Source organism: Synechococcus sp. L2F (genome assembly GCF_024345695.1).
Classification (GTDB): Bacteria; Cyanobacteriota; Cyanobacteriia; order PCC-6307; family Cyanobiaceae; genus MW101C3.
The window spans coordinates 600,831-617,064 of record NZ_JAGQBP010000002.1; the positions used below are offsets into that span (position 1 = coordinate 600,831).

The window sequence follows — 16,234 nt, forward strand, 5'->3', positions numbered from 1 at the left end:
GGGAGGGAACTCCACTGAGCGAGCCAATCCTCGCAGCTCAGGCAAAAGAACCTGTGAGCTATTTTGCTTCGGTTCTGGCGTCGCCCAGCCCGGCTAATTGTTAAAAACTATAAAGATCAGCGTCCAGACTGCAGAAAGATAAGAATTCCTACAATAGCATCAAGTATATCGTCTAGTTTGCGTGCTGCAATGGACTTTCTTGTAACTAGCCTAGCCAATCAAGGGATTGGCACCCTGAGGTGGGCAATCACCAGTGCCAATAGTTCTATCGGGTTCGATTCGATTGGCTTTGATCCCTCTCTTGCTGGAGGAACAATCAGTCTGTTTAGTAGTTTGCCCGTAGTTACTGACCGGGTGGCGATCAGTGGATTGTTTAATGACACGAATGCGCCCGGCATTGCCATTGATTTCAATGGCCGAGCAGGATTAGTCTTCCGCGGCAGCCGAGCCGCAGAATCAAGTCTTCGAGGATTGTCACTACAAGATGCCGGTGGTGATGGCCTCAGGCTTGATGCGAATGGGATCACGGTTCAGAATAACTTCTTTGGCTTGATGCTCGATGGTGTCACTGGCCAGGGCAACTCGGGGAATGGGATCCGAATCACAGCCAATTCAAGTCACAACACGATTGGTGCTCTGACGGATCCCCTCACAGGGCAACTGGTTGATAACACTTTCTCCAACAAATTTGGTAGCAATGGTGGTTCGGGTATCTTGGTTCAAGGTGCCAATACTCATACCATCTCTGGGAACAAGATCTCCGCGATCGGCGATGGGAATCGTGGCATCCTTGTGACGGAAAGCCGTGCCACTACGTCTCCCACCAACGACCTCCAAATTCTCGATAATGCAATCACAGCCAGTGGTGCACAAACAGCTGGCATTGAAGTGGTCGTTTCCAATGGTTACCTTGATCGCCTAGACCTCATTGGGAACACGATCAGCACGAATGGAGCCTTCTTGTCCCATGGTATTCGCGTGCTGGCCTCTGGATCTGGCTCGATTGGAACTGTGCAAGTGAACCAGAATGACATTTCAACGTCGGGACCTCTCTCCGAAGGTGTTTACCTGAGCAGCTTGGATGGGGCAACGATCAGGCAGGCAACCGTGAATAGCAACACGATTCTGACAACGGGAGACGTTGGCAGCGGCTCGAATAATCAATTCAACCTAGAGTCTGACGCAATTTATGTTAACGTGCTCAGGAATAGTGCTATCCAGGGCGTAAATATTGAAGGCAATGAAGTCACCACGCTTGGCAATGACGCGGATGGAATCTACTTGATTGCCGGAGTCAATGGAGAAGTTGGCGAAGCCATGGTGTCGAATAACACAATCTCAACACTTGCGGGTAATCCCATTCAGAGCAGTCAGTCTGCAGAAGGAATCAAGATCTTGTCTTATGAAAACTCGAGCATTAACATCGCACTTTATGCGAACACGATCCTCCAGTCTGAGGGCGATGGCATTCTTTTGAGGGCTCGAGCAGTTGTGAATGGAAGGGAGACAACCGGTGGCTCAATCTTCGCCGATCTGCAGGGCAATAATGTTGTTAATGCTAATTCCTCTGGCCAGATCTTCGCCACAGCGTATAGCTTCACCAACCCTGGCAATGCAGGGACAATCACACTGGTTGGCGAAGACTTGGATGAGATCATAGCGAACAACTCGCCGGCCGATCCTGCCGCTTTCTCTGTGAATGGCACCATCCTGTTTGTCCCAAGTGCCCCGAGTGCCCCGGATGTCATCACCGGTATTCCCACTACGATCACGAACGGGAATGAGGGCATGATCTCCTCGCGCTTTCAGGATCATTCATGGGTCACTGAAGATGGCGCTGTTCATGTGATGGCCAACACTAATGGCCGGCTTTCACTTTATTCCAGCATAGACAATGGCTCAACATGGATGGCAACTGTCACGCTGGAGAACTCCACTGGTTCTTCCCGTGCAGATGGCGCAATCGTTGATGGCAAGTTATATTCGGTCTATACAATTGAAGGCGGCAGGATCGCTCTTGCCATCCTGAGTTATTCGGAGCAGAGTGTATCTTGGACAATTGAATCGACGGTAATCCCACCCAGTCCTGCGTCCCTCAGGATTGAGCGGCCGTCCATCGCAGTCACGGAGGATGGCACGATCGTAGTAGCGTTTACGGCAACCGACAGGTCAACAGGACAGGCCAGCCTAAGGGTCGCTCAGAGCAATGATCAAGGAGCAACATGGACTGTCCTCAATCAAGGAATTCCTAATACAACGAATGACGGCAGGATGTCGGGTGACATCATTGCATTGGATGACGGCTTTGGGGTCCTTTATACCAATGGAGACACCCTCAATTGGACTGAGTTTGCGGAAAGCGCGTCCTCTGGTGGCAGCCTTGGCGTCAGTGAGACAATCTTGATCAAGGGAGATAGTCAGAATGATCCCAATGCCACCCATTTCAGCTCGTTGACCGATGAGGATGGCAACATCCATGTTGCCACTAACAACGGTGAGAGCCGAGTTGTTTACTTGCGATACAATAATGATACGGACTCATGGGATGAGCCTGTTGTGATCACAGATCAGCCCAGCGGCAACTACATGCAGATCAGCTTGATGGATGATGGCACGATCAAGATCGCCTATGATATCAATATCGATGGACAATTGGTTGTTGCGGTCAGCGAGAGCACGAACGGTGGAGATAGCTGGGCCTTGGGTGCTGTCCTTACCCAGGATGTTGTTGCGGATCCCGGCAATCGCCGAGTGGAAACTCCAGCCTATGCACAAGATACATTGCCGGTCTTTCAGCAGGTGGAGTCAGCAGATGGGTCCAATTCACTTGTGTATTATCAAGTGGCTTGAGGGAGATACGGCCAATTCGCTTTAATCAGGCCAGTTCGCAGATTGCGAGAGGATCGATCCTGTTATTCACTCGTGGTGCTCGCGGTTCGTGCCTGTGATGAACATCACGGTTCCCTTCATGCGCGAGAGGCTGATCGCTACGGTGAGCTTTCGCTGCTCAGCCGAAGGTGGGTTGAACGAGAGAAGATGGATGATCTCTGGTGAGCATCCTGGGTGCCAATGGATTGTCTACCTCTGTGAATGTCCAGGCCTTGCCAGCGCTCTAGGGTGCCTAATCCTTGCTTCAGCAGGCACAGCAATTGGTGTTGCTTTTCGATAGCTATGAGGGGCTACGATGTTCGTCGATGTACAGCTGACTCCCGCTCGCCAGATAGTCGATGAAGGGCGATGGCAGCTTGGCACCCTGCCACAGGATCCGGTGTGCTCCAGCCACCGTTTGTCTCCACGCACGCTCAAGCGCCCAGGCTGTTAGGGCCATGAGTCTTCGGCTGGGAGCACTGAATGTGTGCCTGAATAGTTTCTCCACAGCGAAGATGCTGCGTCCACGTTGGGATGACAGGGATGCGCTATGCAACCGGTAGGCCATCAATGGCTCCATGAGGCATCCATAGCGCGGTGGCGGGTCATTGGCGAACAGCCGGAGCCATAGGCCGTAATCCTCGTGACGTTCAGGATGGAACGGTTGCGTGAGACAATCACGCTGGATGATCACAGACGAGAACGGCACAAGATTGCCCCGTAGCAGTGCTTTGAGATCGAGGGTAAGCGGAGGCCTGCGCGTTTCGACTAACTTCATGCTGCTTGCCTCAAAGCGGTGATATCCGGTGACCGACAATTCGATTCCGTGAACGGAGTGAAGGACAAGCTGGCGCTCAAGTTTGCGTGGATGCCAGAGATCATCGGCATCGAGAAACGCAATCAGTTCGCTTGTTGCACTGGCCAAACCGATATTGCGGGCGAGCCAGGGTCCGGGAAAGTGGTCGTTGTGTGGAAGACTAATGAGTTTGAAGCGTCCATCACGTGTGGCAACAGCCTCAGCAACTTCTTGTGCTTCGCTATCTGACCCGTCGTTGACGAGAATACACTCCCATGCGTCGACCGTTTGAACCTGCAGAGACTTGCAGGCCTGGGATAGGAGCGCCCCCTGGTTACGGAAGGGCAGCACAATGGAGACCCGTGGCGACACAGCGTTAAAAATCAGGTAAGAAGGGGGTGTCCATCATCGGATGTTGAAGCAGGTAGCTTCGCTGCATTCGTGATAGACGACTCAGCATGGAGGGTTGTCGGCTGAGGCGAAGACAGGAGGTCACCAGTTCGTCGCGGCTGCTGGTCTCCCAGTGCAGCAGTGAAAACTGATCCCACAGTGGCCATCGCCCCAGGATTGGTACCACGCAGCCGCTGGCCACAGCCTCTATCTGCGCAAGCCCAAGCGATTCATAATCGGAAGGAATTAACACCAGTTTTGCTTGTCGCAACAGGGAAGGAATCTCGTTGGCCGTTGGTGAAACAACTACAGTCAACGTGGGTGAGCGTGAGATGTCACTGCTGGGTGGGGGGGTTGGAACGATGGCCGCACTGCGAAGCCCTGTTTCCTGCACCACAGCAAGGAATCTGGACCAACCTTTCTGTTCGGTGGGGCGTCCGAGAAAGAGCAAGTCAAAGGGCCTCTGCCTGGCGTCCGGGCACGAGTGCGCCTGTTCAACCTTCAGCCGCTGCAGCACCGCAAGGGGCAGAGCATGACTTGAAAGCAGACAGCGTCCTCCCTGAAGCAGTTTCTGCTCATGGATCGTCTGCGCATACACGTTGATTCCGATCCTCTGCATCATTTTCAGCACTACCTGGGCCAGGCGAGCCCGCCAGCGGTGCTTGACAAAGTCAGGGTCATGAAAGCTGGGGAGCCAGGCGATACGGACGGATGGATTGAAGCAGCGGATATGGATGGCAAGCAGATAGGCCCAGGCGCTGTCGCAGCCAAACAGGAGCAAGCGTTCTCCAGGCCTGACCCTCTCGATAGGCTGCGTGCCATGCAAGACGCCACACTTCTCTTCATGGGGCAAGGACTTCAACGTCGTGCGTAGGGTCCACAATCCGGTAGAGGCGAACTGGGAGTCTCGCAGACGCCGAGCCACTTCGGTGGCGACCACATGAATGCCGCCGATCTCACGGAATCCCATCGGCCTGTAGGCGAATGCGATCATCTTCTGCTCGCAAGGGCGATGTCGTACACCCCACGGGTCAGGTGAGCGGTACGAGCCCAGCTGAACTGCTTGGCTTGGACCTCGCACTGCTGAGCCAATTGGCGCCGCAGGCTTTCTGATGCCAGCAGGCGCTCAAGGGCAGTAGTCAGTTCTGCAGGACTCTGTGGATCAATGGTCAAGCCGGCCTCACCCGTCACCTCCGGGATGGATGACGTGTTTCCGACGATCACCGGTGTTCCGCAGCTCATCGCTTCCAAGGGCGGCAATCCAAACCCCTCGTATAGCGAAGGGTAGACAAACACCTCAGCAAGCGAATACAGCACCGGCAGCTCCTCTTCAGTGACATGTCCAAGCAGATGAATGTTCGAACTGGCAGAGCTCTCCCTAAGTCTGTCCAACAGGGGTGCCGACTTCCATCCGACTGATCCTGCCAGCAGTAGCTTGATGGAGTCCAGCGAGCTGTGCCGCTGCAACGTCTCGAATGCGGTGAGTAGTGTCGCGAGGTTCTTTCGAGGTTCAAGTGTACATAAGCTAAGAATGACGCGGTCTTGGGGCTTCAGTCCAAAACGCTCACGGGCACAGCTCAGGAGATGAGGATCCGTTACCGGTTGCAGCTCTGGGGAGGCGGCCAGTGGAGTGACATGAACATGCTCCGCGGGCACGGTGCGGGTGAAGTGCAGAAAGTCCCGCTTCGTGGATTCTGATACGCAAATCACCTGATCGCTCCTGCATAATCCATCGACAAGCCCGTGAAAATGGCGGACGGTTTCCCTCGTGAATAACTCTGGCATGATCATTGGAATCATGTCGTGGACCGTCACGACCACTGGCAGCGCATCATGACGGCGGATGGCAGAAGGTACGGCTTGAAAAGGCGTGTGGAACAGGGTGACCTCTTTGTCACAGCTCTTCAGCAGAGTGTCGAACCTCTTTTGGCTAGCGGCGCGTGCGCCTGGAAGGCGTGCGTAGCTGCGATGTAATGGCTTTGCCAGTCGGATCAGCAGGGGCGGGAGGCTCCTCGTCAACACCGACGTCGTCAGGGCAAGGGCCAATGGATTGTCACCGAGGCCAAGTCGCTTCAGTTCGACTTCAGCGAGAGAGGCAAGAAGTGGCTCTGGGCAATAGGTTCGAAATGTGATGTTGGCTTGATCGTGGAGTGCCCGCAGCAACTGGCTGGCATAACGATAGATGCCACCCCGTGCCAGAGGTGAGCGGGCCGCCTGGCCAAAGATCAAGGTGTCAAAGATGAGATTCAAGCTTGCCGGATGGCCTCCCATCGCCTGCCTCTTCGGTTACGGACTGTTGAGTTTGGTCTGCGCCTCTTGTTGGCGGGCGCGTTACTCTGCTCGGCCTCGCTTACCCACTCCAGCCCTTGCCAGCAGTGGCCCAAGAGCCATTGCACCATAGACTCTCGCCACTGCTCCAGCAGCGTTGACTGGTGGGCAGGCCGTGGTGCATAATGAATGAGTGCCAGTCAAATGGCTGCGGGTGTAGCTCAGTGGTAGAGCGTCACCTTGCCAAGGTGAATGTCGCGCGTTCGAATCGCGTCACCCGCTTCCTACGGTAAAACCCCTGAATCTTGCTTGCAAGATTCAGGGGTTTTGCGTTTAGTTGGTTGGTCCGCTTCCCTCAGTTTACGCGTATGGAGCACAACAGTCTTGAGTGCCACGATTGTTGATGAACCCTAAGGGGTACTTGGAAGCTAAATCTGACGAAGTGAGTCGGCTTTGTCTCTGAATGTATTCAGGAGGAGCTGCAGATAGCTGACTTTGCGGAGTTTGATGTTTGCCTGCAAGGACATACCAACCTGCAAAGGCAGTGCCTGGCCAGATTCAATCTTCAGTTGTTGGGTATTCAACTTGATCTTTACGGGGAACCGATAGGTTGGTTTCAGCTGATCGGGGGGGATCGCATCGGAGCCAATCTGTCTTACAACACCGCTGATCACGCCGAAATCAGTGGCAGGAAAGGAATCAATGCTGATATCCACTGGCTTGCCAACGCTGACGAAGCCGATGTCTTGACTGGCAACTTCTACACTGGCTTCAAGTTTATCGAAGGGAACAATCTGCATCACTGGCTCGCTTGTTTGGGCGGCAAAGCCAGGTCCAGTTGGTTTGAGCCCGAAGATAATACCGTTGACTGGTGACTTGACATTCTGATATCGAATGTTAATCCTTACGTCGGAAAGGCTAGAGTTAAGCTCGTTTACCTCCCCTCTCAACTGCTGAATGCTCTGGTCTAGGATTGCTTTCTGACGCATTCTGTCAACACGAGTTTGATTCAGGTTTCCATCAATCTCTGCAACCTTATTGCGCTGATTGAGATATTGTAGCTCGCCAATGCCGCCCTCCTTGGTTAGGGTTTCCAAGCGCTTAAGCACGTCTGTTTCTAGTTCAAGGTTCCGTTGCAGTGATTGCTGTTCAGTTGAGTTTAGGTCGAGATATTTTGCAAGCTCCTTTTCTTTGAGCTCCAGCTGTTCCTTTTTCAGCAGGATGCCCCGCATGAGGCTCCGCCTGCGATCCTCTGTTGCTTCGCTGTCTAATTGAAGCAGAGTCTCACCAGCGTTGACTTTTTGGCCATCCTTAACCAGAACTTTCGCTACGACACCGCCCACCGGAAGACGGATGTCCTGAACGACACCGATTGGTTCTAGCTTTCCCGGGGCTACCACAATCTCTTCCGTTTGCGCCAAGGCTATCCAACCCACACCGAAGGCAGCAGTGCCAATCAGTCCCCAGGTTGTTGCCGTCGCCCAAAATGGTGACTGCTCCAGTACAGAAGCATTCTCTGATTCTGTGTGAATGCTTTGCTCGATGTTGTTTTGGAGCTTGCGGAGGGGATTGGTCAGTTTCACTGAAGTTGCGAAGAAGAGAACATCGTTCGTTTTGAGCTAGATCAGCTGCCTTCTTGTTGGCGGTAGAGAGCGTAGTAGCGACCTTTCAGTTGAACAAGTTCTTCATGGGTGCCCTGTTCGACAACGTTTCCTTGGTCCATCATTACGATGAGCTTGGCACGACGGATCGTGCTTAGACGGTGCGTAATGAAGAACACCGTGCTTCCTTGAATGCTTTCAACCAAGTTGTCGCAAAGGCGACGTTCCGTATCGTAGTCAAGTGCACTGGTTGCCTCATCCATCACAAGCAACTTGGGGTTGGTGATAAGAGTTCGGGCAATGGCAATGCGCTGTTTCTGTCCGCCTGATAAGCCAGCGCCTCTCTCGCCGATGTTTGTGCTGTAGCCTGCCGAAAGGCTCATGATGAAGTCATGAGCGCAGGCTATCTTTGCTGCTGCGACGATGTCGTCACTCGTGGCATTTGGATTGCCAAGTGCAATGTTTTCGTTGATCGTACCGCTGAACAATAGTGGCTCCTGAGGTACGATGCCAATCTGACGACGCAGAGAATAGAGTTCAACTTTGTCGATATCGTAGTCATCAATCAGGATGCGTCCTGAATCAGGGCTATACAGCCTTGCCAGCAGCTTCATCAATGTGCTCTTGCCGCTTCCGCTTTGGCCGACAACTCCAACAAACGTTCCTGATGGAATCGTCAGGTTGACGTTGTGAAGAACTGGCGGCAATGACAAGTTGAAGCGGAAGGTTACATCTTCAAAGCGAACGCTGCCATTGATGGCAGGGAGCGGGATCTTCTGCTTATCTGCTTCATTGGATTCTTCCGGGGTGTCAACGACATCGGCTAGACGCTCAAAGGAAACTCTCAATTCTTGTATGTTCTGCCAAATTGAGCCCAAGCGCAACAATGGCTGTGTGACGTATCCACTGAGGATGCGAAAGGCAATCAGCTGGCCCAGAGTTAGTTCGCCCTTCAGCACCATCGTAGCGCCAACCCATAGCACCATGAGCTGAGAAAGCTTCTGAAGAACTTGGCTTGTCTGGCTTAGTGCCGTCCCTGTAATTGTCTTTTCGAAGGACTTGCTGATGTAGCCTGAGTACAGGTCTTGCCACTTCCACCGGCTGACCATCTCCACATTCTGGGCTTTGACGGTTTGAATTCCGGTAAGGACCTCCACCAAGTGGGATTGGGTTTTTGCGTTTTCTTCGGCGGCATCACGGTACTGACGCCGAAACAGCGGAGCTCCCAGCACGGTGAGAGCCACTTGAATCGGCACCACCGCCAGCGCGATCAGGGTCAGCACCCATGAATAGATCGACATCACGATGATGTAGATCACCGAAAAGGCGGCATCAAGGATCGTGGTGAGAGCCTGTCCTGTCAGGAACATGCGGATCTTCTCCAGCTCCGCAATCCGACTGCCCAGCTCTCCGACCGGGCGCTTATCGAAATAGCCAAGAGGAAGGCGCAGCAGATGATCAATGACCTCTGCGCCCAGCCGCGTATCGATGCGATTGGTTGTTTCAGTGAAAATAAAGGTGCGAAGACTCTCCAGCACACCTTCCAACAAGGTGACAACGACCAATGCAATGCCGAGAACCTGCAGTGTGTCGAGGCTGCGCTGGCTGATCACCTTGTCAATGATCACCTGAATGATCAGGGGATTGGCCAACGTGAACAGCTGCACCACGAAGGAGGAGACGAGCACCTGAGTGAGCACACCCCGGTGACGCCTCAGCGCCGGCAGGAACCACGACACCCCGAACTTCTGCTCTGGTGTGACGCTGGTGCGATCGACAAGAAGAAGGTTGATTCCATCCGGGAAGGCTTCATCCACTTCCTGAGGGCTAAGCCGGATCAAGCCCTTACGCGGAGAAGCCAGCACGATTCCACGGGCGTTACTGGCTTGCAGGAGAGCAAAGGTGCCGTCCCATTCGACCAGGGAGGGCGTCTGCAGGCGGGTACAGGCGCTACTGCTGACTTTTGCCCCCACCACATGCATGCCCATCATTGAAGCGAGGCTTCCGACCAACTGCATGTTCGGCGCCTGACCGCGTTGCAGCTGCTGCCGTAAAACTTTCTCGATGGCATCCTTTCGAAAGGGCAGGGTCATCTGCCTGCTCAGCATCTGAAAGCAAGCCAGGGTTTCATCAATGGGGCCCTCCCCCCTGATGACTTTGAAGGGTTGCCGTTCATCACTCCTTCCCAGATTCTCGGCCGTGGGTAAAGGCGATTCAGGCGCAGCCAGGACTGTGGGACCGGCACCATCCACTGCGGTGATGAGGCTCCCGTTCTCTTTGCCGCTGGCAGCTGGAGCGGCCGGGCTTCTGCCAAGACTTTCGATGACCCCGACTGGCAATCCAATCAACCTTGCCGGCAACGGGCCAACGGGGGCTGGCAGGCTCGCGCCAGAGGCGACGACGGCCCCGATCTCCAAGCCAGGCAGGTTGGCGCTTGCCACATACCACACATGGTCAGCGTCGACCTGTGGCGTCGTGAGCGGAACAGTGCGGACTGTGGCCTCGGATCGCAGCAGCGCCACGCTCTCACGGATGCTGAGAGGAGCAGCTGCGGATTGGCTTTGAAGGAGTTGAACGAGGCGTACAAGCTCTGCAGTCCAGAGGTGCGTCGAGCACCAATCCTTAAAGATCTTGTCTCTGGAGTGCAACTTCAGAATTGTATTGTCGGGGATGGCCAGGGCCATGACCTCGCTGGAGGCATGAACCTCCTCGCAGGGGGAGGCGCTCAGCAGTGAAGTGAGCCCTACGACCTCACCGGGTTCCAAGCGCTCGACAGTTCGCCAGCCTGTGCCTTGATGGGCAGTGAGCCGGGCACTTCCCTCAAGGATGATCAGAACTTCACTGGGAATGGTGTTGGCGACCGCCATTGACTGCCCGACGCGGTACTGCAACAGGCGGGACGTATCCTCCACCAGTTGTTTCCCCTCAGCTCCAAGGGAACTGAACACCTCAAGCTCCCAAAGCTTTTGGTAGGTGGTGGTGGTCATACGAGAGGGTTCAGCGGGGCTGGGCAAATTTGCTTGATCCTAAGGGTGACCTCCTCCTGGATCCATTCATCGAACAGCTCCTGGGCCATCCGCTGCCGCATCGCCTCATCAAGGCTAGCGGGTTGATGCCTTTCGAGCCGTACCAACAACCAGAGCTGCTCGACTGAGAACGGAGCGATCAGTTCGCCGACCGTGGCGCTTCTCAAGCGTTGCGCGAGTTGGGGATGGGCCTGATTGAGAGGCAGGGGGCCAATCAGTCCGCGCGATGTTTTTTCAGGCCCCTCGCTGTAGATCTCAGCCAGCTCTGCAAACGTGGCTTCTCCCTCTTCAATTCTGAGGTAAAGCTCGCGGGCAAGAGAGCCATCCTTCACTCTGATCAGGCTATAGATGACTTGGTCAAGCTGGTTCTTTTTGTCCAGGAATCGTGCTTCGGCTTTGGCGATAAAGTGTTGGCCGCAATGGACGGCAATGCGGTGTGGCAATTGAACTTGCCACAGGTAATCCTGTTGCGTCCATCCCATTTTGCTCAGAAACTGGGCTTCGCTGGCTTGATCTTGCAGGCCATTGGCTTTGCGAAAGTTCGAAAGCAGGGTTTTGCTTAACTCCTGCTCCAGTGCACCCTTGTCCAGCGTTTCTTCAAGAACCATGTGGTAAACGAAGGGGCGCAGCAAGTTGCAGTGGGCCAGGGAGCGCAGTGTTGGTGCAGCCACGCCTGGGATCCCTGCCGACACTTCCTCGGCAGCTTGAGCGTGCTCGGGCTGTGAAACGGCGCTCATGGGGTCATGGGGAAAGACCGTGGACAGGGACAAAGGGTCCGCAGGGTAGACGTGACGCCATCTTCCCATGGGCGTCTGCCGGCATGGGCAGGCCCCGCTGTGGGAGGATGGCTGGCCCTAGGCCGCCTTCCTGCCCTGCTGATTGATCTGCGTCAGTTACAGCGTCAGAGTGCCGCTGCAGATCCTGCCTTGCTGCGCCGCTGCCTTTCCAGTGCGCCTCCTGGCCTTGTCGCTGCAGAGCTTCCGGTCCTGATCTGCGGGGATCCGCAATGGGGGGGGTCCCCCGCTGCCGGGGTGTTGCTGGCCTGGCTTGGTCATCGCCCGCGCCATTTCTGCCTCGTTCCCGAGCTTGGCCAGCCCTGCCTGGAGGCGCTGCAGGCCTTGTATGGCTTCGACGAGGTGTGTGTCCCCTCACTCCATCCACCCGCGTGGCCTCGAACGCGCGTCTGGGCACCGGATGCCACCCCCTCTCTGCCTCCACGCTCCCCGGGCACACGGCTGGCCTATATCAGCCCGATGCCCCCCCAAAGGAGCGGAATCAGCACCTATAGCCTCGCTCTGCTCCCCCACCTGGCCAGGCACTTCTCGATTGATGTTGTCACCGAGTTGCCGTGGGATGGACCACCTCCAGAAGGGGTGCTGTCTGTGCTCACGCCTTTGCAGTTCGCCAGTGGCGCCCATCACTACGATCATGTTCTGTATCACTTAGGGAATTCGTCGGCTCACCTGGAGATCATGCGGTTGCTGGGGGCCTTCCCTGGTGTGGTGGTCCTGCACGATTTCTTTCTTGGCCATGTGGTGTGCAGCCCGGAGTCAGATGAATGGCTCGGAGGAAGCTGTCTGCAGAGGCTCTACGCCTCCCACGGCTATCAGGCCTGCCTCGCCTACGAAGCGTCGCAGCAATGCGGCGATGATCACGTCATCTGGGCCTACCCCTGCAACCTGCCGCTGCTTCAGCAGGCCGATGGCGTGATCGTTCACAGCCGCGAGGCACTGCGATTGGCGGAATCCTTCTACGGCCCCACCGACGCTGAGTTCTGGACCCTTATTCCCCATCTCAAGCAGGAGGTTCTCCCTGGGCCCACCGATCGCTCTGATCAGCGTGCCCGCCTCGATCTCGCCGAGGACAGCCTCGTGATCTGCACCTTTGGATTCCTTGGGGTGGCCAAGCGCAGCCTGCTCTTGCTGGAGGCGTTCCTGGCGTCGTCCCTGGCGAGCGACCCCCGTTGTGCCCTTGTGTTCGCTGGTTCGGCTGGGAGTGATCAACGGCTGCTGAACCGCATGCGCCGGGCCATTCGGCGGGCACGGGCGGACGGTGGCCTCCTGGCGGAGGTCCGTATCACCGGCTGGATTGATACAGCCGACTATCTCGGCTACCTGGCGGCCGCCGACCTTGCCGTTCAGCTGCGCAGCTCTTCGCGGGGAGAGACTTCCGGGACGGTTCTTGATTGCCTCGCTGGCGGGGTCCCCCTGATCGTCAACGACCACGGCAGCCTTAGGGAGATCCCCGAAGGCTGTGCGCTCCGCCTGTCAGAGGCTTGCGACACGGCAGAGTTGGCCCGTGCCCTGGAGTCGCTGGCGCGCGATCCAGAACGACGACGGCGGCTCGTGGAGCGTGGACGCCGCGAAATCGCCGAGCGCCATCGCCCCGACCACTGCGCCGCTCGCTATGCGGAGGCCCTGCACCACGCTGGTGAGCAATCGCGACGCCGCCAGCAGCTGCTCACCCCATTTCGCCGGCAGCTGCCTGAAGATCCCCAGCAGATCGTCAAGGCTGCCAATACGCTCGGCTTGCTGTTTCCTCCCGAGCCGCGGCAACGCCAGTTGCTCCTGGATGTCTCGGCCTTGGCAGAGCAGGATCTGGGCAGCGGCGTGCAGCGTGTGGTGCGTTCGATCTGTCAGCAGTTGTTGGCGCGTCCACCAGTTGGTTTCCGGGTCGAACCTGTTGTGGCTTGTTCGGACGGCCTGGGTTATCGCTACGCGCGCCACTTCACCACCACTCTGGTGCAAGCGGCGGTCGATCAATTGGAGGATGGGCCTGTCGCCTGGTACCCCGGCGATGTGTTTCTGGGCATCGACCTCAGCCACCACGTGGTTGTGAGCCAACGGGCTTACTACGCCTTCTTGCGTGCGCAAGGTGTGGAGGTGCACTTTGTCGTTCATGACCTCCTGCCTTGTTTTCTGCCGGAATGCTTTCCGCCGGGTGCGTCGGAACGGCATCGCGCCTGGCTTGATGTGGTTCTGCAGGCAGATGGGGCCGTGTGTGTCTCCAGGAGCGTGATGGAGGAGCTCAAGGGTTGGCGGCTGGAGCGGCAGCTGGCAGCGCACGAGAGTCCATACCGGCTCGGCTGGTTTCACCACGGAGCTGATTTTCAACGTGGCACCGCCACCGTGCCAACCCAGGAGGAGATCACAGCGGTGGAAGCCCTGGGCCCCTGGCCCACCCTGCTCATGGTGGGGACGGTCGAACCACGCAAGGCGTACCTCGAGGTGTTGGAAGCGGCCACGGCTCTCTGGCAGAACGGGGCAACCTTCAACCTGGTGATTGTGGGCCGTGAAGGCTGGACCGACCTACCGGATCCAGACCGCAGAACCCTGCCGGCCACGGTGGCGGCGATCCGGCGGCATCCCCTGCTCCACCAACAGCTGTTTTGGTTTGATGCGGCGTCAGATTCGCTGTTGCAGTGCCTCTATCAGCGTTCCTCAGGGTTGATCGGAGCTTCCTTTGGGGAGGGCTTCGGCATTCCGCTGATTGAAGCTGCCTCGTTTGGCTTGCCGCTGTTGTTGCGGGATCTGCCGGTGTTCCACGAGGTCACGGGCGGCCATGCCAGCTTTTTCCCCAGCAAGGCCAGCCGGCAAGCCCTCAGCGAGTCCATCGCTCGTTTTCTGGAGGACATCTCTGGCAACGCGGCAGCAGCACCCGGCCACCGACCCGCGCCGTTCACCCCCCAGTCCTGGAGCCAGAGTGCCGATCAGCTCGTTGAGGCGATTGGTCTGCAGCCGGGAGCTGATCCAGCGCCATTCGTGGGCGCGCCCTCGTTGGCAGGCCCCGATGCAACGATGAATCCTGAGCCTCCTGCGCCAAGACCCCGCCGGCGGCAACGCTGGCGCCGGCGACTCAGCACGGTGAAGGAGCGGATCAAGCGGCTGCTGCGCCCCGCCCATCACCCCACCCCGTTCTCGGAGCCGGTTGGTACGGAAAGCTCGCCTGAGTGTCTCCTGCCGGGGGCTGAGGCCTGGCTTCAGGAGCTGCGACGCCAACGCTGAAGGAGGCGTCCAAGGCGACGATAGGGAGCGGTGAGCCGCCAGGAACGGCTGTGCTTGAGACTTTCTTGATCAAGCAGGGCACGATTGAGTTTTCCCTGCATCTCTCCCAGCTTTCGATTGTCACTTCGTTTTTGATCAGCAGCGTTCTGTTGTGCGATTTCAAGTTCGCGTACGTTTTCCCGGGTGGCTTCCAGAACGGCCAAGCAGTTCTTCTCTTTTTCGGCCAGTTCCAGCAGATTCCTCTCGCTGGCCTCCGCCATCATCGCCCACTCCTTCTCTTTCTCGCTCCACTCCTTCTCCTTTTCGCTCCATTGCTCTTCCCTTTGCCGGTTGTCTTCGCGGAGCCGATGCACGATCCCCTCGAGTTCATCGGCTTCCTGGACTGCCCAATAGGCCTGTTGTGCACGTAGAGCGGGGTTCTTGCGGAGCCTTTCCCTCACCAGCTCCGCCACTTGATGCAGGTCGTAGTGATCAAGGGTCTCCCCGCGGGTGCTTTTCTCGTCATGGATTGCCGTTACATCGCTAGCGTAATAAGCCCATTTACCAAGATTGTCGTAAAGATCAAGGCAAAGAGCCACATCCTCCCCGCACACGCTGAAGCTCTCGCGCAGCCGGATGGCCTGGAAATCTTCGCGACGCAGTACCATCAGCGCACCGGTGACGGCGGGCATGGGGCCCGATTCCCGCACTGCCAGCGCATCGGGGTTGATCAGGGAGCCGAGGCGATCGGGTCGGAAGCGGTTGTACGGCACACCCTGGTTCGCAAAGAGGATGCCGGCATGCCCCAGGCGACCAGCGCTGGTGCGCAACCGCCCCCCCACCACACCGACCTCGGGCCGGCTTTGCAGGATCTGAATGGCCCGATCCAGGCTGCCACGATCGAGAATGACGTCGTCGTTCAGCACTACCAACAGGTCACCGCGGGCTTGATCGGCCAGGGCATTCACATTGGTGGCGAAATGATAGGCTGAGCGGGCAGCGATTCTCAGTGGCGGGTGGGCATCAGCCTGAAGCAGGGCTTCATCCTCCGGATTTCCGTTCCACGAACAGAGAATTTCATCGGTGTCTTTCCAGAAGCGGCGTGCTTCGCCAAGGCTGCGAACCAGCCGGTTCAGCAGTGAGGCGTTGCGGGACACCACCAGGCAGGAAACCGTCGGCGTGAATGGGGAGCTGTCAATAGGGGCCATCAATTGACTCCTGCGCCTCTGGGATCACGCCGTCATTCAACTGCTTACCCACACGGCTCACGAGTCACGACCAGTCTCAGCAGCCCTGCTCCGC

9 protein-coding genes and 1 tRNA gene are annotated in these 16,234 nt (G+C 56.9%); 3 read left to right on the top strand and 7 right to left on the bottom strand.

The annotated features are described in order from the left end of the window. Positions 1–189 precede the first annotated feature (189 nt). Entirely contained in the window at positions 190–2,850 is a 2,661-nt protein-coding gene (locus tag KBZ19_RS07890) for a sialidase family protein (RefSeq protein ID WP_255100513.1), read from the top strand. Between the two features lie 319 nt (positions 2,851–3,169). Here KBZ19_RS07890 and KBZ19_RS07895 read toward each other — a convergent pair whose 3' ends face one another. The 3 genes from KBZ19_RS07895 to KBZ19_RS07905 are packed head-to-tail and all read right to left on the bottom strand — an operon-like array spanning position 3,170 to position 6,304. Next, on the bottom strand, positions 3,170–4,036 hold the full coding sequence (locus KBZ19_RS07895; protein ID WP_255100514.1) for a glycosyltransferase family A protein: 867 nt from the start codon (positions 4,034–4,036) through the stop codon (positions 3,170–3,172). 4 nt (positions 4,037–4,040) lie between these two features. Continuing rightward, positions 4,041–5,048 carry a hypothetical protein gene (locus KBZ19_RS07900; RefSeq protein WP_255100515.1) on the bottom strand — a complete coding sequence of 336 codons (1,008 nt, stop codon included), beginning with the start codon at positions 5,046–5,048 and terminating at the stop codon, positions 4,041–4,043. After that, positions 5,045–6,304 carry a glycosyltransferase family 1 protein gene (locus KBZ19_RS07905; protein ID WP_255100516.1) on the bottom strand — a complete coding sequence of 420 codons (1,260 nt, stop codon included), beginning with the start codon at positions 6,302–6,304 and terminating at the stop codon, positions 5,045–5,047. The genes KBZ19_RS07900 and KBZ19_RS07905 overlap by 4 nt, the downstream gene beginning before the upstream one ends. A gap of 228 nt (positions 6,305–6,532) precedes the next feature. Here KBZ19_RS07905 and KBZ19_RS07910 point away from each other — a divergent pair. Continuing rightward, positions 6,533–6,604 (top strand) — tRNA-Gly (locus KBZ19_RS07910). Between the two features lie 146 nt (positions 6,605–6,750). On the opposite strand, the gene KBZ19_RS07915 is transcribed toward KBZ19_RS07910, so the two are convergent. From KBZ19_RS07915 to KBZ19_RS07925, 3 genes are read right to left on the bottom strand one after another with little or no spacing between them, the layout of a single operon-like run. Beyond that, entirely contained in the window at positions 6,751–7,905 is a 1,155-nt protein-coding gene (locus tag KBZ19_RS07915; protein WP_255100517.1) for an HlyD family efflux transporter periplasmic adaptor subunit, read from the bottom strand. 41 nt (positions 7,906–7,946) lie between these two features. Further along, positions 7,947–10,910 carry a peptidase domain-containing ABC transporter gene (locus tag KBZ19_RS07920; RefSeq protein WP_255100518.1) on the bottom strand — a complete coding sequence of 988 codons (2,964 nt, stop codon included), beginning with the start codon at positions 10,908–10,910 and terminating at the stop codon, positions 7,947–7,949. Next, positions 10,907–11,686, bottom strand: coding sequence for a peptidylprolyl isomerase (locus tag KBZ19_RS07925; protein WP_255100519.1), 780 nt, complete (start codon positions 11,684–11,686; stop codon positions 10,907–10,909). Before KBZ19_RS07925 ends, KBZ19_RS07920 begins: the two co-directional genes overlap by 4 nt. 516 nt (positions 11,687–12,202) lie before the next feature. Here KBZ19_RS07925 and KBZ19_RS07930 point away from each other — a divergent pair. Continuing rightward, positions 12,203–14,953 (top strand): glycosyltransferase, encoded by a 2,751-nt coding sequence (locus KBZ19_RS07930; RefSeq protein WP_255100520.1) that lies wholly within the window; start codon positions 12,203–12,205, stop codon positions 14,951–14,953. Here KBZ19_RS07930 and KBZ19_RS07935 read toward each other — a convergent pair. After that, complete coding sequence (locus KBZ19_RS07935; RefSeq protein ID WP_255100521.1) at positions 14,929–16,140, bottom strand: glycosyltransferase family 2 protein; 1,212 nt, start codon at positions 16,138–16,140, stop codon at positions 14,929–14,931. The two genes, KBZ19_RS07930 and KBZ19_RS07935, sit on opposite strands and share 25 nt — an antisense overlap. Positions 16,141–16,234: the final 94 nt, after the last annotated feature.